General features: G+C 59.4%; 18 protein-coding genes. 8 read left to right on the top strand and 10 right to left on the bottom strand.

Annotated features, from left to right (window positions below; translation table 11 throughout):
* Positions 1-9: 9 nt before the first annotated feature.
* Genes ACYZTR_RS00665 through folE2 form a run of 3 tightly spaced genes read right to left on the bottom strand, consistent with a single transcriptional unit; the run spans position 10 to position 2,437 of the window.
* Positions 10-876, bottom strand: coding sequence for a metal ABC transporter permease (locus ACYZTR_RS00665; RefSeq protein WP_461975607.1), 867 nt, complete (start codon positions 874-876; stop codon positions 10-12).
* Positions 876-1,544 (bottom strand): metal ABC transporter ATP-binding protein, encoded by a 669-nt coding sequence (locus ACYZTR_RS00660; protein WP_461975605.1) that lies wholly within the window; start codon positions 1,542-1,544, stop codon positions 876-878. Before ACYZTR_RS00660 ends, ACYZTR_RS00665 begins: the two co-directional genes overlap by 1 nt.
* Positions 1,541-2,437, bottom strand: coding sequence for a GTP cyclohydrolase FolE2 (gene folE2 / locus ACYZTR_RS00655; RefSeq protein WP_461975603.1), 897 nt, complete (start codon positions 2,435-2,437; stop codon positions 1,541-1,543). Before folE2 ends, ACYZTR_RS00660 begins: the two co-directional genes overlap by 4 nt.
* Positions 2,438-2,549: 112 nt before the next feature.
* Between folE2 and zigA the strand changes: the two genes are divergently transcribed.
* The gene (gene zigA / locus ACYZTR_RS00650; RefSeq protein WP_461975601.1) at positions 2,550-3,758 is read left to right on the top strand and encodes a zinc metallochaperone GTPase ZigA; all 1,209 of its coding nucleotides are present in this window, start codon (positions 2,550-2,552) and stop codon (positions 3,756-3,758) included.
* Positions 3,758-4,144 (top strand): DUF1826 domain-containing protein, encoded by a 387-nt coding sequence (locus ACYZTR_RS00645; protein WP_461975599.1) that lies wholly within the window; start codon positions 3,758-3,760, stop codon positions 4,142-4,144. Before zigA ends, ACYZTR_RS00645 begins: the two co-directional genes overlap by 1 nt.
* Positions 4,145-4,147: 3 nt before the next feature.
* Here ACYZTR_RS00645 and ACYZTR_RS00640 read toward each other — a convergent pair whose 3' ends face one another.
* Entirely contained in the window at positions 4,148-4,504 is a 357-nt protein-coding gene (locus ACYZTR_RS00640) for an NADH:ubiquinone oxidoreductase (protein WP_461975597.1), read from the bottom strand.
* Between the two features lie 27 nt (positions 4,505-4,531).
* Here ACYZTR_RS00640 and ACYZTR_RS00635 point away from each other — a divergent pair, with 27 nt between their 5' ends.
* Positions 4,532-5,503, top strand: coding sequence for a CobW family GTP-binding protein (locus ACYZTR_RS00635; RefSeq protein ID WP_461975595.1), 972 nt, complete (start codon positions 4,532-4,534; stop codon positions 5,501-5,503).
* A gap of 1 nt (position 5,504) precedes the next feature.
* Here the strand turns inward: ACYZTR_RS00635 and ACYZTR_RS00630 are convergent, their stop codons facing one another.
* On the bottom strand, positions 5,505-5,918 hold the full coding sequence (locus ACYZTR_RS00630) for a DUF3301 domain-containing protein (protein ID WP_461975593.1): 414 nt from the start codon (positions 5,916-5,918) through the stop codon (positions 5,505-5,507).
* Between the two features lie 119 nt (positions 5,919-6,037).
* Here ACYZTR_RS00630 and pdxY point away from each other — a divergent pair, with 119 nt between their 5' ends.
* Positions 6,038-6,910: a pyridoxal kinase PdxY gene (gene pdxY, locus ACYZTR_RS00625; protein ID WP_461975591.1), complete on the top strand. Its 873-nt coding sequence runs from the start codon at positions 6,038-6,040 to the stop codon at positions 6,908-6,910.
* Positions 6,911-7,055: 145 nt separating this feature from the next.
* Here pdxY and ACYZTR_RS00620 read toward each other — a convergent pair whose 3' ends face one another.
* The 4 genes from ACYZTR_RS00620 to uvrD all read right to left on the bottom strand — a co-directional run bounded on the left by ACYZTR_RS00620 (position 7,056) and on the right by uvrD (position 11,555).
* Positions 7,056-7,538, bottom strand: coding sequence for an acyl-CoA thioesterase (locus ACYZTR_RS00620; protein ID WP_461975589.1), 483 nt, complete (start codon positions 7,536-7,538; stop codon positions 7,056-7,058).
* Between the two features lie 184 nt (positions 7,539-7,722).
* Complete coding sequence (locus ACYZTR_RS00615) at positions 7,723-8,130, bottom strand: SMI1/KNR4 family protein (RefSeq protein ID WP_461975587.1); 408 nt, start codon at positions 8,128-8,130, stop codon at positions 7,723-7,725.
* Between the two features lie 136 nt (positions 8,131-8,266).
* Entirely contained in the window at positions 8,267-9,142 is an 876-nt protein-coding gene (locus tag ACYZTR_RS00610; RefSeq protein WP_461975585.1) for a Tim44 domain-containing protein, read from the bottom strand.
* 229 nt (positions 9,143-9,371) lie between these two features.
* A complete protein-coding gene (gene uvrD, locus ACYZTR_RS00605; protein ID WP_461975583.1) occupies positions 9,372-11,555 on the bottom strand; it encodes a DNA helicase II in 2,184 nt (727 codons plus the stop codon).
* Positions 11,556-11,813: 258 nt separating this feature from the next.
* Here uvrD and ACYZTR_RS00600 point away from each other — a divergent pair, with 258 nt between their 5' ends.
* The 3 genes from ACYZTR_RS00600 (at position 11,814) to ACYZTR_RS00590 (ending at position 16,137) form a co-directional block, all read left to right on the top strand.
* Positions 11,814-14,687, top strand: a complete 2,874-nt coding sequence (locus tag ACYZTR_RS00600; RefSeq protein ID WP_461979911.1) for an EAL domain-containing protein — start codon at positions 11,814-11,816, stop codon at positions 14,685-14,687.
* 135 nt (positions 14,688-14,822) lie between these two features.
* Positions 14,823-15,689, top strand: a complete 867-nt coding sequence (hexR, locus tag ACYZTR_RS00595; RefSeq protein ID WP_008156648.1) for a transcriptional regulator HexR — start codon at positions 14,823-14,825, stop codon at positions 15,687-15,689.
* Between the two features lie 235 nt (positions 15,690-15,924).
* Positions 15,925-16,137 (top strand): PA3496 family putative envelope integrity protein, encoded by a 213-nt coding sequence (locus tag ACYZTR_RS00590; protein WP_282376361.1) that lies wholly within the window; start codon positions 15,925-15,927, stop codon positions 16,135-16,137.
* Here the strand turns inward: ACYZTR_RS00590 and ACYZTR_RS00585 are convergent.
* Complete coding sequence (locus ACYZTR_RS00585) at positions 16,079-17,041, bottom strand: LysR family transcriptional regulator (RefSeq protein ID WP_461975581.1); 963 nt, start codon at positions 17,039-17,041, stop codon at positions 16,079-16,081. The genes ACYZTR_RS00590 and ACYZTR_RS00585 overlap by 59 nt on opposite strands.
* A gap of 189 nt (positions 17,042-17,230) precedes the next feature.
* Here ACYZTR_RS00585 and ACYZTR_RS00580 point away from each other — a divergent pair, with 189 nt between their 5' ends.
* Positions 17,231-18,646, top strand: coding sequence for an acetyl-CoA carboxylase biotin carboxylase subunit (locus ACYZTR_RS00580; RefSeq protein ID WP_461975579.1), 1,416 nt, complete (start codon positions 17,231-17,233; stop codon positions 18,644-18,646).
* Positions 18,647-18,650: the final 4 nt, after the last annotated feature.

Here is an 18,650-nt window from a genome sequence, read left to right as displayed (position 1 = left end):
GGTAACACCTCATTGGGATGTGAGCAAAGGCGGACGGCGCAGTAAACCGTGCACCGGTCCGAACACCACGGACAGCAGATACAAGCCGCCGGCCACCAGCACGATCGCCGGGCCACTGGGCAGTGAGTAGTAGAACGACAGCAATAAGCCGAGCCACACCGAGAGGCAGCCGAGCAGGGCGGCGATGGCTATTAACATCGGCAAGCGACGACTCCAGAAGCGAGAAGCGGCGGCGGGCAACATCATCAAGCCGACCACCATCAGCGCGCCAATGGCTTGGAAACCGATCACCAGGTTCAGCACCACCAACATCAGAAACACACCGTGGGCCAGTGGTCCGAGGCGGCTAACAGTTTGTAGAAAGAGTGGGTCGAGGGTGTCCAGCAACAGAGGTTTGTAGATGACGGCCATGGTGATCAGGCTGAAGCCGGAGACCCAGAGCATGCCTGTCAACGTCGGGCGATCGACCGCCAGCGCCGAGCCGAACAACAGGTGCAACAGGTCCAGGCGTTTGCCGGCGATACCGAGGATCAGCACGCCACTGGCCAGTGAAATCGGGTAGATCGCGGCGAGGCTCGCGTCTTCCCGCAGGCCGGTGCGACGGGTGATCCAAGCGGCGAGTCCGGCCATGCCGAGGCCTGCGCCGAGCCCGCCGATAGTCAGTGCGGGGAGACTCACACCTGCGAACCAGAAGCCCAATGCGGCCCCCGGCAAGATACCGTGCGCCACCGCGTCACCCATCAGGCTCATGCGTCGCAGGATCAGAAACACACCGAGCGGTGCCGTGCTGCACGCCAAGACCAATCCACCAAGAAGCGCTCGGCGCATGAACACGAACTCGTGGAACGGTTGCCAAAGTTGAACGGCAGCGAGCATCAGGCCACCCGCGCTTGCGGTTGATGATGGATCAGATCAACGCTGGACCCGAGGACGCAGCCGGTGCTTTTGATCAGCAAGGTTTGAGGAATGTGTTGGCGAACGGCGACCAAGTCATGACACACGATCACCAGAGTCCGGCCTTCGGCATGCCAGGCGTGGATGTGTTTCCAGAGCAGCACCTGACCGAGTTCGTCGAGGGCGGCGTGGGGTTCGTCGAGCAACAGCAATGGCGCGTGCGCGAGGCTCAAACGGGCGAGCAGGGCACGCTGTAATTCGCCACCGGACAAGGCCATCAATGAGCGCTGCTCCAGTCCGGTCAGGCACCAGTTTTCCAGCACGGCTTTGAGGCGTTGGCTGCGAATTTCTGCAGACTGCGTGCTGCCCCAGAAACCGCCGGCCACTAGCTCTTGCAAGCTGATGGGGAATTGGCGATCCAGGTGTTGTTGCTGGGGGAGGAACGAGAGGCCACCCTTGCGTGGAACCTCCAGTACGACTTTGCCGATCAGCGGTTTTTGTAAACCCGCGATCACTTTCAGCAGGCTGCTTTTACCCGAGCCATTGGCACCGATCACAGCGGTCAGGCTGCCCGTGGGCAATTCGAAATCAACGGGTGGCGTGAGCGGTTGACCGGGTGCGCCCCAACGCAAGGCTTGGCAATGAATCATGCGGCCTCCCAATTCCAGCGGCTTTCAGCGACCGCGTCGTGTGCGTGGAGGCTTTCGGCGTGGATGACTCGTATGTGGAAGGCGTTGATGCCGGGGGAGCGTTTCAGGGCCAGGTTCAAACGTCGAGCGGCGTCTTCGCAGAACATCAGGTTCTGACCGTTTGCCAGGGCGAAGGCTTGTTCGTCGGCGCGTTTTACGGCGGTTTGTACGGCGGTGCCGAGGGCCGCTTCGGCGTCGTTGATGATTGCGATCAACGGCAAGTCATCCAGATGGTCATCCAGCCGAAGCCGTAATGTTGCAATGCTCCGTTGGCTGTGAGGCGTTGCGATGATGCCTTTTGTGGAGCCGAGCCAGGTCAATACATCGGCGTGTTGCAGCGGCTTGTTGGCGAAGTCATCGACGAATTGCTGTTGAATCAACTGTCGGGAAAGCGCCGCTGAACATGGGCAGGTCGAGGAATAAGGCACATCGATTTTTAGTTCCACGTGGAACATCGCGTTTTTCAAACGTGCTTCGATGCTCACTGGATACGTTTTCCATCCGGCTAATGGACTGATTAGGGCCGGTCTTTTGAGCAGTAAATCGGTTCGAATTGTTAAGTACGCACTAGTGGACAGTCCTTCATGAGTGTCGAGAAAACTTTGCAAAACTCGCCGCAACAAGGCGGGCGTCAGGTTTTCTTGCTCAAGCATTTCCAGCGTCAAATACAGCCGCGACATATGAATCCCGCGCGCCTCTCCATCATCAAGGCTGACGCCCGCGTCGGCCTTTGCACTCAGTCGTTGGCCATCGAATAAAACAGGAAGAGCAATGCCGCACATGCCCACCCAGTCGAGTGGCAGGGCTTGGCGTGAGGCCTGCGCGGCAATATCCGGCAGAGTCAGCGCATTCATGAGCAGGTCCATCGTGGGAATCGATTTTTGTATGTTATGTTATTACATTAGAATCAACCATGCCTTTTTACAGCCCGACACTGCGACCGGGCATCCCTGTGAGGAATACCTGATGCCCAATCGTCTCCCCGTGACCGTCCTGTCGGGCTTTCTCGGCGCTGGCAAAAGCACGCTGCTCAACTACGTGCTGCGCAATCGAGACAACCTGCGCGTTGCCGTGATCGTCAATGATATGAGCGAAATCAACATCGATGGCGGCGACGTCCAGCGCAATGTCACCCTGAATCGTGCGCAAGAAAAACTGGTGGAGATGAGCAATGGCTGCATCTGCTGCACCTTGCGCGAAGATTTGCTGGAAGAGGTGAGCAAACTCGCCAAGGAGGGTCGCTTTGATTATTTGTTGATCGAATCCACCGGCATTTCCGAGCCGCTGCCGGTCGCGGAAACCTTCACCTTCCGGGATGAAGAAGGGCAGAGCCTGGCTGACATCGCCCGGCTCGACACCATGGTCACGGTCGTTGATGGCATGAATTTTCTGCTCGACTATCAGGCCGCCGAAAGCCTCGCCTCTCGTGGCGAAACGCTGGGCGAGGAGGACGAACGCTCGATCACCGACCTGTTGATCGAGCAGATCGAATTCGCCGACGTGATTCTGATCAGCAAGATCGACTTGATCAGCAGCAGTGAACGCCAGGAGCTGATCGCGATCCTTGAGCGGCTCAATGCCCAGGCAGAAATCATCCCGATGGTCATGGGCGAAATTCCCTTGGAGAAGATCCTGAATACCGGTCGTTTCGACTTCGACAAGGCCGCTCAGGCACCGGGCTGGTTACAGCAATTACGTGGCGAGCACGTGCCCGAAACCGACGAATTCGGCATCGCTTCGACGGCCTACCGAGCACGCCGACCGTTTCATCCGCAGCGTTTTTTCAGTTTTATCGATCGCCCGTGGGTGAACGGCAAACTGCTGCGCTCCAAAGGGTTTTTCTGGCTGGCCAGCAAACACATGGACGCCGGTAGCTGGTCCCAGGCCGGCGGTTTGATGCGCCATGGATTCGCCGGACGCTGGTGGCGTTTCGTACCGAAACCGCAGTGGCCGCAGGACGAAGAAAGCACGGCCGGGATCATGGAAAACTGGACCGCAGCCACCGGCGATTGCCGTCAGGAACTGGTGTTCATCGGCCAGAACATCGACTTCGCGCAACTCACCACCGAACTCGACAATTGCTTGCTGACCGACGATGAAATGGCGTTGGGTGTCGAGGGCTGGCGACTACTGCCAGATCCATTCGGCCCGTGGCATGAAGAGGCGGCAGCCTGATGTTGGCACCCCGCCTGACACCGCGGCCGATCATTCATCAGGTTCAAGGTGAGACGCCGCAAGCGTTCACCCGAATATTGGATGACGGCATAAATCTCGCTGTTTGGCAGCGCCAACTGCCGGCACACCTCTTTGATTTCGGGAGTTTGCTGCTGTCCCTGAACGAGCCGTTGGCCGAGTCACTGGTTCTGGACCTGCCCAGCGATGACACCGAACCCAATCTTCCTCAGGACGGTCCGCTGATCGAGCAGATCGCCAGCGGCGACGTCGCGCTGCTCAAAGGCGAGAAATGGCACGGCAACGAAGGCCTCGGCCTTATTCACCGTTCGCCACAGCTTGCGTCGGGCGAGCGGCGGTTGATTCTAACGCTCGACTGGCTAGGCTAGCGCTCAAGGCTTGAGCCAGGTTCCCTGGCTCTGGGCTTCGCAAAACGGCTTCAAATACGCCGCATCCGTGGCCACGCCGTAATAGTGAATATCCTGCCGGTAAGGCATATTGGCGACCTGGGCGTTGCTGCACACGCCGAATGCGCCGGTGGGGCATTGATCGACGTACTGCACCTCGACTTTCTGCCCAGGAAGGTTCGGCTGGCAGAAACCATCGGCGAACAGTTTTTCCGGGATGTTGCGGTTCTGCTGGCAGACTTTCACGTCGAGTCGCGTTGCCGTGCTATGTACCACGCAGGCCTGGGCCAGTGCCTCACCTGAAGTGAGCGCCAGGAGCAACGACAATCCCTTCAACCGCATCCACTACCTCCTCAGAAAACATCGACCATGTTGCAGAATATTCCCACTCACGTCATTGCAGGCCCGTTGGGTGCCGGCAAGACCAGCTTGATCAAGAATCTGCTGATGCAGCGGCCGGTCGGTGAACGCTGGGCAGTGCTGATCAACGAGTTCGGCCAGATCGGCCTCGACGCTGCGTTGCTGACCCAGGACGCCGATGGTATCGCACTGGGTGAGGTGGCCGGGGGCTGTTTGTGTTGCGTCAACGGTGCACCTTTTCAGATCGGTCTCGGGCGTTTGCTGCGCAAGGCGCGCCCGGATCGGTTATTCATCGAACCTTCCGGGCTGGGTCATCCGGCGCAGTTGCTCAGGCAGTTGAGTGAGGCGCCGTGGCAGGGCGTGCTGGCAGTTCAGCCTTGTGTGCTGGTATTGGATGCTCAGGCACTCGCCGCTGGCAAACCACTGCCCGAGGCGCAACAGGAGGCGTTGTGCAGTGCCGGTTTGTTGTTGCTGAACAAAGCCGAAGGTCTCGACGCCACTGATCGTCAGCGAATCGCCGCGCAGCTGCCTTCTCGCCCTCTGTATTGGACGCAGCAAGCCCTCTTGCCGTTGAGCAAATTACCGGGGCTTGGGGCTCAGGCTGTGGCGGGTGTGGATAACTTTATCGCGCCCAAAGGATTGGCGCAGATGCCGGCCATCTGGACGGATCCCGCGCTGCCAATTTGCTTGAGTCAGGAACAGGAGGACGGCTGGAGCGTCGGCTGGCGTTGGCATCCGAGTCAGACATTCGATGCGGCGCGCGTTGGCCAGTGGCTTGAAAGCCTTGTCTGGCGGCGGGCGAAGCTGGTTATCCACAGCGTCGACGGTTGGGTCTCGGCGAATGCGCTGGAAAACTCGGTGCTGGACTGGCAGCCCAGCGAATGGCGGCGTGATACGCGTATCGAACTGATTTTCAGTGAGCCGCAGGCTATTGATTCATTGCAAAGAGATCTAGCCGACTGCCGATTGAGCCCGACTTAAATCAAGGACGCCATTTAGTGTGTTCTTGCCGCCACTGGCTCAACTCGATCACCTCAGCGCGCGGCTTCACGACATCGGACACTGCAGGCGTGTCATTGAACGGCATCGGGTAGGGCGCCAGCTCAATCTGCGCACTGTGGGCGCCGAACTGGGTGATGGTGCCGTTGTGACGGGATTCACCGGTCACGGTGAATTCAAAGTTATACACACGGGCGAGACGCCGCCGGTCGTTGGCGTCTTTGATGAACGCGATCTTTTTCAACGCCACGTTGCCGTCCAGCAGCTCGACACCAAGCTTTGCGCAATGCTGCGTGACCCGCTCCAGCGCACGCTCGCGCAGGCCATGGTTGTGCCACAACCACGCGCCACCGGTGGCAAGCAGCATCAGCACGAAGATATTTCCAAGGGTCAGCATTAACTAGTTGCTCCAACAAGATAGTGTCAGCTTAACTGCGTGGCCGGTCTGTCGTACAGGCTGCGTTTAGTCGCATACTGCGCGGCTTGAATTTCTATCGTTTACGGAAAACTCACCGCATGAAGCGTACGCCCCATCTGCTCGCCATCCAGTCCCACGTGGTGTTCGGCCACGCTGGCAACAGCGCCGCGGTTTTCCCGATGCAGCGGGCCGGGGTGAATGTCTGGCCGCTCAATACCGTGCAGTTCTCCAACCACACCCAGTACGGCCAGTGGGCCGGTGAAGTGCTGGCGCCGCATCAGATTCCCGAGCTGGTCGAAGGCATCGCGGCGATTGGCGAACTGGGCAACTGCGACGCCGTGTTGTCCGGGTACCTCGGCAGTGCGGCCCAGGGCCGGGCGATCCTGACGGGTGTGGCGCGGATCAAGTCGATGAATCCCAAGGCGCTGTATCTGTGTGACCCGGTGATGGGCCACCCGGAGAAGGGATGCAGCGTGCCCGCGGAAGTCAGCGATTTCCTGCTGGAGGAGGCGGCTGCGGTGGCGGACTTCATGTGCCCGAACCAGCTGGAACTGGACAGCTTTTCGGGGCGCAGGCCGCAATCGTTGTTCGATTGCCTGGCCATGGCGCGAGCGTTGCTGGCGCGCGGTCCGAAGGCTGTGCTGGTCAAGCATCTGGACTATCCCGGTAAGCTGGCGGATGTGTTCGAGATGCTGCTGGTGACGGCCGAAGGCAGCTGGCACCTGTGTCGTCCAATGTTGGCATTTCCGCGTCAGCCGGTGGGCGTTGGCGATCTGACCTCCGGGCTGTTTCTGGCTCGCGTGCTGTTGGGCGATAGCCTGGTGGCGGCTTTCGAGTTTGCAGCGTCGGCGGTGCATGAAGTGCTGTTGGAAACCCAGGCCTGCGCCAGCTATGAGCTGGAATTGGTTCGGGCTCAGGACCGAATTGCTCATCCACGGGTGCGGTTCGAGGCGACGGCGATCAGCCTTTGAACCGCGTTGGCCCCATTCGCGAGCAAGCCCGCTCCCACACTGGATCTTTGTCGTACACAAAATATGTGTTCACTAAAGATCAACTGTGGGAGCGGGCTTGCTCGCGAAGACTATCTGAAGAACACCATCAGTCTGCCTGACCTGCTCAGGCGTCGTCCTTGATTTCCTGATAGCGCTTTTCCAGTTCCTGACGAATCTGCCGACGTTGCTGGGCCTGCATGAAGCGGCGTTTGTCTTCGCTGTTCTGCGGTTGCAGTGGCGGGACAGCAGTCGGTTTGCGGTCGTCATCCACTGCGACCATGGTGAAGAAGCAGCTGTTGGTGTGGCGCACCGAGCGCTCACGGATGTTCTCGGTCACCACCTTGATGCCCACCTCCATGGAGGTGTTGCCGGTGTAATTGACCGAGGCCAGAAAGGTCACCAGTTCGCCGACATGAATCGGCTCGCGGAAAATCACCTGGTCCACTGACAGGGTCACCACGTAGCGGCCGGCATAACGGCTGGCGCAGGCGTAGGCCACTTCGTCGAGGTATTTGAGCAATGTACCGCCGTGGACATTGCCAGAGAAGTTGGCCATGTCGGGGGTCATCAATACCGTCATCGACAGTTGGGCGTTTCCGGGTTCCATAGCGTTCTCACGGTTCAAGGCAGAATTTCGGGAGGGCGGCACCTCTGCGGGGGCCTCGTCAGCTTTTTCATATCAACAGTTATCGGGACGCCGGGCGGGTGGCTGCCGTCACGCTCGGATCGATCTGTTTCCGGACAACCACAAGGATTCGTCCGGGCATTGACCACGCGGGGCTTCAGGTGGATCAACTTTCCAGCCAGACATCCCGCGCCCAGTGCCACACCGATTCCCAGGTTTCTTCGGCGATCAGCTCTTCTTCGGCCTGCCACAACACCACGGTGCCGTCTTCTTCGACCAAGTAGTAGTTGTCACCGTCCTGGCAGATCGGAATCATGCTGCGATCAACACCTAAATCCCAGGCGTTGGCGGCAACGTCCGGCAGGTAGGTGTGGGATTGCGGGTCGGTAACGGTCACCGGCTCCAGGCTGCCGTAGACGACGTCGCTGACGGTCAGCAAAAATTCTCTGAAGACAAACGGAATGTCGATGAACAGTTGTTCTTCGATTTCCACCAATTGATCGTCGTCGGGCAGCTCCAAGGGGACCGGTACCGGTTCGTTGGCTTCACGCAGTTGTTCGATGATTTCTTCCACGTCCGGGATCCTCTTGCTTGATGGCGCGGTTTAGTTGGGGCGGTTTATACAGTAGCTCGCTATAGATGCAACCGCGAAATAGAAAACCCCAGCCGAGGCTGGGGTTTTCATTACAGCATGCTTAACGCAGGAGGGATCAGCCGTTTTGGCGGATACCGGCGACCAGCCAAGGCTGGTTATCGCCTTGCGGACGTTCCATGTTCCAGCTTTCGCTGAACACTTCGCCCTGGTCGAAGCGCGAGGTCTTCGACACACCACTGAAGGTCAGGGTGGCGATGGTCTTGTCGGCACGATCATCCACGCCGTCCAGTTGTACATTGAGGTCATCAATGTAGGTGGACTGGAAACCTTCGCCCAGGTCGGCACGTTCGCGCTTGAGAAACTCCAGCAGCTGCGGGGTCACGAACTCGGAGATCTTGTCCATTTCATTGGCGTCCCAATGCTGTTGCAGGGACTGGAAGTGGTTGCGGGCCGCTTCAATGAAATTCTTTTCATTGAACCAGGCCGGAGCATTGATCACCGGACGAGCGGCAACAGGTGCAGCCGAGCCGCCGAAGATCGAACCCATGGCTGTTGGCTTCTGCTCGAACACTTCACGCTGCATCGGCGCGCCAGCTGGAGACAGATGCGCCTGTTGCTTGCGACGACGAGCGGCGATGAACCGGAAGACCAGGAAGGCGATGACAGCCATGATCAGGATGTCGAAGATCTGCATGCCCTGGAAGCCGCCGCCCATGAACATGGAGGCCAACAGGCCACCGGCAGCGATACCGGCCAGAGGGCCGAGCCAGCGCGAAGCACCGCCGGCCTTGGCGGCAGCACCAGCGGCACCGGCCGCGCCGGCAGTAGCAGCAGCGCCACCGGCGGCAGAAGAAGGAGCCATTTGGCTGGTTTGGTGAGTCGGCGCAGCGCCGGAGCTCTTGCCGCCACCAAAGCGCTTGGCGGCATTGGCGTCGAGGCTCATCGTCAGGCCAATGCACAACGCCATGGCGATGCTAAGAAAACGTTTCATAAAGGGAATTCCCATTTGTGGAAGGCACGCGCGCCATGTTGCACAGCTGAAGTGTTACTGGCTAGCGGCAGAGTGTTTCGGGCTTTTGCTTGACAGGTTGCGTTCAGCTTCAGTCAGCGCAATAAGGCCTGTTAACTTTGGTCTGTAGGACGAGTGAATAAGTTCTGTAGGAAGGGTGTCCTGTCGGAAAGATCGTTCCCACGCAGAGCGTGGGAACGATCATCAGAACCTAAATCGCTTCCAGCTTCGCGTAACCCAGCATCAGCCACTTGCTGCCTTCACCGAAGTTCACCTGCACCCGAGCCTGAGCACCGGCACCTTCGAAATTCAGGATCACGCCATCGCCGAACACCGAATGCCGTACCGCTTGGCCGAGGCTGAACCCGGTGTCCGGAATCTCGCTGCCGCCAAACAGGCTGCTGGAACTTTGCTGCTGACCACCACCGAAAGGACGGCTGACGCTGTTGGACAGCCGCACTTCCTGGATCAGGCCTTTCGGCACTTCACGTACGAAACGCGACACTTTGTTGTAGGTCTCGCTGCCGTACAGGCGTCGGGTTTCAGCATAGGTCATCACCAGGTTCTGCATGGCCCGGGTGATGCCGACGTAGGCCAGACGGCGCTCCTCTTCAAGACGCCCCGGCTCTTCAAGGCTCATCTTGTGCGGGAACAGGCCTTCTTCCATGCCGACCAGGAACACGTAAGGGAATTCCAGGCCCTTGGCGCTGTGCAAGGTCATTAACTGAATGCTGTCTTCGTGCTCGTCGGCCTGAGTATCCCCGGCCTCCAACGACGCGTGACCGAGGAACGCCGCCAATGGCGTCAGGTCTTCGTCTTCTTCAGCATTTTCGAAGTTGCGTGCGGCGCTGACCAGTTCCTCAAGGTTTTCTACCCGGGCCTGGCCTTTCTCGCCTTTTTCCGCTTCGTGATAGGCAATCAGCCCGGATTGCTCGATGACGGTCTGGGTCATCAGGTGCAGCGGCATGTCCATGCACTTGGCGGCGAGGTTCTCGATCAGCTCGATAAACGCCCCGAGCGCGCCGGCCGCGCGACCGGTCAGGCCTTTGTTGGCCACCAGCAGGCGCATGGCTTCCCACATCGACACATCGCTGTGACGGGCATGGTCGCGAATCGCTTCAACGGTTTTTTCGCCAATGCCACGGGCCGGAACGTTGATCACCCGCTCCAGCGCCGCATCGTTGCCACGACCTTCGAGCAAACGCAGGTAAGCCATGGCGTTCTTGATTTCTGCCCGTTCGAAGAAGCGCTGACCACCATAGATGCGGTACGGAATGCGCTCACGCAGTAGGGCTTCTTCCAGAACGCGCGATTGGGCGTTGGAGCGGTACAAAATCGCGATATCGCTGCGGGCCAAGCCTGTTTTCAGCGCACTTTCGATGGTTTCCACCACGTAGCGTGCTTCGTCGTGCTCGTTGAATGCGGCGTACAGGTTGATCGCTTCGCCTTCGCCGCCGTCGGTCCACAGCTCTTTGCCCATGCGTCCGGTATTGTTGGCGATCAGGGCGTTGGCGGCCTTGAGGATGCCAGCGGTGGAGCGGTAGTTCTGCTCCAGACGAATGGTCTCGGCATCCGGGAAGTCGTCGGAGTACTGATAGATGTTCTCGATTTTTGCGCCACGCCAGCCGTAAATCGACTGGTCGTCGTCGCCGACCACCATCAGGCTGTCGCCGCCCTTGGCCAGCAAACGCAGCCACGCGTACTGCACGGCGTTGGTGTCCTGGAACTCGTCCACCAGAATGTGCCGGAAGCGCTTTTGATAATGCGCCAGCAGACCCGGGTGATCACGCCACAGATCGAGGGCGCGCAGCAGCAGTTCGGAGAAGTCGATCACGCCGGCGCGCAGGCACGCGGCCTCATAGGCTTCATAAATGCTGCGCATGGTTGCCAGGAACAGGTCGCCGCTGGCTTGAATGTGCTGTGGACGCAGACCTTCGTCTTTTTGCCCGTTGATGAACCACTGGGCCTGCCGGACCGGCCAGCGTTGCTCGTCCAGACCCAGCTCGCGGATCACCCGCTTGACCAGCCGTTGCTGGTCGTCGCTGTCGAGAATCTGGAAAGTCTGGCTCAGGCCGGCTTCCTGCCAGTGCGCCCGCAACAAGCGGTGCGCCAGGCCGTGGAAGGTACCGACCCACATGCCGGCCGGGTTGATACCCATCAGCTGCTCGATGCGATGACGCATCTCGGCAGCGGCCTTATTGGTGAAGGTCACCGACAGGATCGAGTGGGGCGAGGCGTTTTCGACCTGGATCAACCAGGCGATACGGTGCACCAACACTCGGGTTTTACCGGATCCAGCACCGGCCAGGACCAACTGACGACCCACGGAGGCAGCTACGGCCTGGCGTTGGGCATCGTTGAGGGAGTTCAGCAGAAGGGAGAGATCATCGCGCATCGGGGCATTCTAGGGTGCGCCGTCACACCGGGCAAACCGAGCTTTGCATTAGCCGATGAAAGAAGCACGGATGACGACCGGTCGGTCACTGGCTGCAGGCGTTGGCGGGGCTCGCTCCAAGCCTTTTCAGCGGCTAAGGAGGGGGGCATTTTTTGTCGATTTTATGATCTCAGGCAGTTTGGTCCGAGCATTTGCTTGTGTATGCTCCGTCGACGTTTCGGGCTCATGCTCATCATTATAAGAACAAGAACATTGCCTATAACCCTCAGCACCGACCTGTCGGGCCCCGTCGTGGAGCCCCGGGTCATCCGCAAACAGTACGCCATGGAAATGGCGGTCGAACGCACGCGTCTGCTTTATCAGGGTTCGTTGCTGCCTACGTTATTCATGTTGATCAATGGTCTGGTCTGCGCTGGCTTGCTTTGGAGTCCGCAGCGCTACTTCCTGGTCAGCGTCTGGCTGGTGTGGCTGTTGTCGCTGGTGGCATTGCGGGTGATTCAAGTCGCAGCCTTCGATTCGGCGATACCCAACCGTCAGGCCCATCCGATCTGGCGCCGCATGTTTTTGCTGGGGTCGGCCATGACCGGCCTGACCCTGGCCGGCGCCGGCATTGCCTTGGTACCCGCTGACAATTTCATGCAGCAAGCCTGGGTGTTCGGCCTGATCGGCGCAGCGACCCTCTCGGCCAGCGTTGCCTACGCGGTCAGCCTGCCGGCGTTCCTGTCCTTTACCTTGCCCTGTTTGTTGCCGGCCATCGGCTATCTGTTCTGGGGCGGCGATGAACAAGGTCAGGGATGGGGCTGGTTCGGGCTGATTTTACTGGGCGCGCTGAGTGTGGTTGCCTGGCAGGTCAATCGGCTCATCGATCGCGGGCTGTTGCGGCGCTTCCAGAATCAGGCACTGATCGAGCACTTGCAGCAGGCCCAACGTTGCAGTGACCAGCTCAATCACAAGCTGGCCCAGGAAATCGACCAGCGCCGTCGTGCCGAAGACGAACTGCGGCAAATTCAGATCGAGCTGGAAAGCCGCGTCGCCCAGCGCAGCCTGGAGCTGGATGCCGCCAACCAAGCCCTGAGCAAGAGTGAAGCGCGTCTGGCGCTGGCGTTGAAGGCCAGTGAGTTGGGCTTGTGGGACTGGAACCTGCAAACCGACGAAGTCCATCACACCCACCTTCAGGAGCTGTTCGGCCTGGAGCCGGAACTCGTGACGGCGATGCTCCGCCACCTCAAGCCGCGGCTGCACCCCGATGATTTGCCGTCACTGAAGCGCGCGCTGGTCGAGCATTTGAAGGGCCGCAGCGAGGACTACCAAATCGAGTACCGCGTGCGCCACGGCGATGGCCATTGGGTCTGGATCGAGGACCGTGGCCGGGCCGTTGAGCGCGGGGAAAATGGCCGAGTGATCCGCATGGTCGGCACCCGTCGCGACATCAGCGTCAGCAAAGGCTTGGAAGAGCAACGGCAATTGGCCGCGACGGTGTTCGAGGCCGCCAGCGAAGGCATCGTGATTTTCGATCCGAATTACGCGCTGATCGCGGTCAATCAGGCTTTCAGCCGAGTCACCGGCTACGACATTGAAGACATGATCGGACGCAACGTGGTCGAGTTGCCGTGCAGTCGCGATGCCCGCCGGCACTACGCGGCGATTCATCAGGCGCTGGAGCAGCACGGCAGTTGGCAGGGCGAGCTGGTAGAAACCCGCAAGAATGGCGAGGTGTATCCGCAATGGTTGCAACTCAATTCTGTGCGCGATGCTCGGGGAAATGTAAGTCATATCGTGGGCTTCTTCGCCGATCTATCGGCTCGCCGCGAATCCGAAGAGCGCATGCGTTACCTGACTCATTACGATGAATTGACTGGGCTGGCTAACCGTTCACTGTTCCGTGAACGGCTAAGCGAGGCCCATCAGCGGGTGCGCCAGGGCGGCCACCGCAATCTGGCGTTGCTGCATATCAATCTGGATCGTTTCAAGCTGCTCAACGACAGCCTTGGCCATGAAATCGCCGACCAACTCTTGCAGAAAATGGCCCGGCGGCTGATCAATGCGTTGCCTGAGGCGGACACCATCGCTCGCTTATCCGGCGATGAATTTGCCGTGTTGTTCAATGCCTACGGCAACCTGTCGAGTTTGGCGCGGGTGGCGACCCGACTGTCGACCAAGCTACGGTTGCCGATCACTGTCGATGGCCATGAACTGGTGGTTAGCGCGTCCATGGGCATCAGCCTGTTGCCGGACAACGCGCGAGAAATTTCCGCGCTGGTCAGTCAGTCGAATATGGCCATGCAGCACGCCAAGCACCTGGGCGGAAATAACTTCCAGTTCTACACCGACAGCCTGCAAGCCAGTACGTTGGAGCGCTTGCAGCTGGAAAATCAACTGCGTAAAGCCATCGAAGAGAAGCAGTTGATGGTGTTTTACCAACCGAAACTGTGCCTCGCCACGGGCCGGCTGAATGCCGCCGAGGCGCTGGTGCGCTGGGATCACCCGACCATGGGCCGCGTGCCGCCGGGGGACTTCATCGGCCTGGCCGAGGAAACGGGGTTGATCGGCCCGATCGGCGAGTTCGTGTTGCGTCAGGCCTGCTGGCAAGCCTGTGAATGGCAGCGTCAGGGGCTTGCGCCGATTCGGGTGTCGGTCAATCTGTCGGTACATCAATTGCGCAAGGGCAAGCTGGTCAGCCTTGTGCGGCAGGTGCTGGAAGAAACCGGCTTGGCGCCGCACTACCTCGAGTTGGAACTCACCGAAAGTCAGTTGTTGGACAGCGTCGAGCACATCATCGCGACCTTCCAGCAATTGCGTGATTTGGGGGTTAAGTTGGCGATTGATGACTTTGGCACCGGGTATTCGTCCCTGAGCTACCTCAAGCGCATCCCGGTGGATTACGTGAAGATCGATCAGGCGTTTATCCGCGGTCTGGGGGAGGGCAGCGAGGACGCGGCGATCACCCGGGCGATCATTGCCATGGCGCACGGCTTGTCGTTGAAAGTGGTGGCTGAAGGAGTGGAGCGGCCAGAGCAGCTTGAGTTTTTGAAAACCGAGCACTGCGATGAAGTGCAGGGGTATTTGATCAGCCGCCCGGTCGAGGCCGATGGCCTGGCCGAGCTGTTGCGTGCGGATGCGAAACCCTTGTAGGGGCTACATGGAGCGCATGTGGCGTGGAATGGGGACATCGAGTTACGCATTGAGCAGGCAAAAAGCCGATTCATGTAGTATAACTACAAGCGCGCTACATCCCCGGCACCTGCCAATAACAAAGAGTCCAGCCCTTTGAACCTGCTGCAACACATCGCCCAGTCACGCCACCTCTTACGCAAGTCGGAGCTCAAGGTCGCCGACCACGTGCTGCTTGATCCTGCGGCAGTGATGCACAGCTCCATGGCCGACCTGGCCCACAACGTGGGCATCAGTGAACCGACCATCGTGCGCTTTTGCCGCGCCATCGGTTGTTCCGGTTTCCAGGATTTGAAGCTGAAGCTGGCGCAGAGCCTTGCTGCCGGCGCGAGCTTCGGGCAGTTCGCGATCCATGAAGATGATTCGGTCGCTGACTACAGCCTGAAAATCTTCGACACCACGCTGCACACCCTGATGGAGGTTCGCGAGAAGCTCGATCCGGTGGAGTTGCAGCGGGCTGTGTCGCTCATGTCGCAGGCCCAGCGGGTCGAGTTTTATGGCTTTGGTGCTTCGGGTGCAGTGGCGGCCGATGCCCAGCACAAGTTCTTCCGTTTGTTGCTGACGGCGGCGGCGTATTCCGATCCGCACATGCAGGCGATGTCGGCGGTCACGTTGAAACCGACCGACGTGGCGATCTGTATTTCCCAGTCCGGGCGTTCCAAGGACCTGTTGATCACCGCCAATCTGGTGCGCGAAAGCGGCGCTTCGCTGATCACCTTGTGCCCGAGCCAGACGCCCCTGGCTGAGCTGTCGACCGTCAACCTGGCGATCGATGTGCACGAAGACACCGAGATCTATACGCCGCTGACCTCGCGGATCGCCCACCTGGTGGTGATCGACGTGTTGGCGATGGGCGTGGCCATGGCGCGCGGGCCGAGCCTGGTCAATCACCTCAAGAGCGTCAAGCGCAGCCTTCGCAGTTTGCGGCTGTCGCCCAAGTCAGTAAAAGCCCTCGACGATTGATTCAAGACGACACGGACCTTGTGGCGAGGGGATTTATCCCCGTTCGGCTGCGAAGCAGTCGCAAAACTATCGCATGCGGCGTCGTACTCGCGGGTTTAGGGGCCGCTTCGCAGCCCAACGGGGATAAATCCCCTCGCCACAGAGCAACATTCACATCCCTGTAACCCACTCGCCGCCAAACCGTCATCCCTGGCGCCCATCCTGTAACTCCCGTAATCGCCTTGGGAGACTCGAAATGGCCCAGCCCTACGAAGAACGCAACAGCGCTGTCAGAACCCGTCGTCAGCAGGAAGACCAGCGCCGCATGGAATTTCGCCGCGCTATCGAGGATCGCTGCGAACGCCGCCAGCTTCTGGCCGAGATCGGCGATTTTCCTGGTGATCTGGAGCTCAATTACTGGCAGGCCGCACCGGCAACTTCCCGTCGAAGCGCTCAACCAGCGCGCTGATCTGCACCCGCTCGCTGCGAATAAATGCAAGGAACGCGTGCGCCACCGGCGACAGCCGTTTCGCCTTGGCCTGCACCAGGCACCAGCTGCGGTAAAGCGGCAGCTCTTCGACCGGCAATTCAATCAATGCGCCGGTCGCCAACTCAAGGTTCAGGGCGTGGCGCGTCAACAGCGCCAGGCCCAGACCCGCCAGTACGCATTCACGCTGGGCTTCGGCCGACGCCACTTCCTGGGTCTGCGTGAAGTGCACGCGCTTTTCCTTGAAATACTCCTCGCAAGCCAGCCGCGTACCGGAGCCCGGTTCGCGCAGTAGCAGGGTGTACGGCTCAAGATCCTGCAAGCGCAGCGGCCCCATATGGGACAGCGGATGATCCGGCGGCGCCACGGCAACGATTGGATTGTTGAGAAACGGCAGAAACTCCAGCCCCATGTCTTGAGGCACCATCGACATGATCACCAAATCATCGCGGTTGTCCGAAAGGCGTCGAATCACTTGTCCGCGGTTAACCACAGTCAGGTGCAGATTCACTTCCGGATGCTGGCGTTTGAAGGCGGCAAACAGATGCGGCACGAAATACTTGGCGCTCGATTCGACCGCCAGTTTCAGCTGACCTTGCAGCGATCCCTGCATGTCCGAAAGCTGCATGTCGAGGTTTTCCAGGCGTCCGAAAATATCCCGGCTGGCGCGCTGAAGGGCTTCGGCTGCCTCGGTCATGTAAAGCTTTTTGCCGACGTAATCGAACAACGGTTGACCAATCAGCTCCTCAAGTTGACGAATCTGTAGGCTCACGGCAGGTTGTGTGAGAGACATTTCTTCAGCTGCGCGGCTGTAGGACCTCAAATCACAGACTTCATTGAAAATCTGTAATTGACGCAATGTCATACGCATCAATGACTTACGCATTTTTTTGCGCTCTCGCTGCAGACTAATGCGTCAACTATAAGTCTTTACTTATGCCTGACCCAATTATTATTCATTTTTGTTAATCCCTTGTGAGGGCTAGTGTGGGGCTGCGACTGAATCGAAACATTTGGTCACGCGTCGACCTGGTCTAACAGGTCGTGGGTACCACCGGCTCAAGGGAACCTCCAAGTGATAAAAAAAATCCTGATCGCCAACCGTGGTGAGATTGCCGTACGAATCGTGCGTGCCTGCGCCGAGATGGGCATTCGCTCGGTCGCGATCTATTCCGACGCCGACCGCCATGCCTTGCATGTGAAGCGTGCGGATGAGGCCCACAGCATCGGTGCCGAGCCGCTGGCTGGTTACCTGAACGCGCGTAAACTGGTGAATCTGGCGGTGGAAACCGGTTGTGATGCCTTGCATCCCGGCTACGGCTTTCTTTCGGAAAACGCTGAATTGGCGGACATCTGCGCCGAGCGCGGCATCAAGTTCATCGGTCCATCGGCTGAAGTGATTCGCCGCATGGGCGACAAGACTGAAGCCCGTCGCAGCATGATCAAGGCGGGCGTACCCGTCACCCCGGGGACCGAAGGCAACGTAGCGGACATCGCGGAAGCCTTGATCGAAGGCGAGCGCATCGGTTATCCGGTGATGCTCAAGGCGACTTCCGGTGGTGGTGGCCGTGGTATCCGTCGCTGCGACAGCCGAGAAGAACTCGAACAGGCTTTCCCTCGCGTGATCTCCGAAGCCACCAAGGCCTTCGGTTCGGCGGAAGTGTTCCTGGAAAAATGCATCGTCAATCCGAAACACATCGAAGCGCAGATCCTCGGCGACAGCTTTGGCAACGTGGTGCACCTGTTCGAGCGTGATTGCTCGATCCAGCGCCGCAACCAGAAGCTCATCGAAATCGCCCCGAGCCCGCAGCTGACCCCGGAACAGCGCGCCTACATCGGCGACCTGTCAGTTCGCGCAGCCAAGGCCGTGGGCTACGAGAACGCCGGCACCGTGGAGTTCCTGCTCGCCGAGGGCGAGGTGTACTTCATGGAAATGAACACCCGGGTGCAGGTGGAACACACCATCACCGAAGAAATCACCGGGATCGACATCGTCCGTGAGCAGATCCGCATTGCGTCCGGCCTGCCGCTTTCGGTAAAACAGGAAGACATCCAGCACCGCGGTTTCGCGCTGCAATTTCGGATCAACGCCGAAGACCCGAAAAACAACTTCCTGCCGAGCTTTGGCAAGATCACCCGTTACTACGCCCCCGGCGGCCCTGGCGTACGTACCGACACGGCGATCTACACCGGCTACACCATTCCGCCGTACTACGACTCCATGTGCCTGAAACTGGTGGTATGGGCGTTGACCTGGGAAGAGGCGATGGATCGTGGCTTGCGCGCCCTGGACGACATGCGTCTGCAAGGGGTCAAGACCACCGCCGCGTACTACCAGGAAATCCTGCGTAACCCGGAATTCCGTAGCGGCCAGTTCAATACCAGCTTCGTTGAAAGCCACCCTGAACTGACCAACTACTCGATCAAGCGCAAACCCGAAGAGCTGGCCCTGGCCATCGCCGCCGCCATCGCCGCCCACGCAGGCCTGTGAGGAA

This window comes from Pseudomonas sp. Hz4 (genome assembly GCF_054898165.1).
Note: the sequence above shows the minus strand (reverse complement) of the source record. Positions and strands in the feature narration are given on the sequence as shown.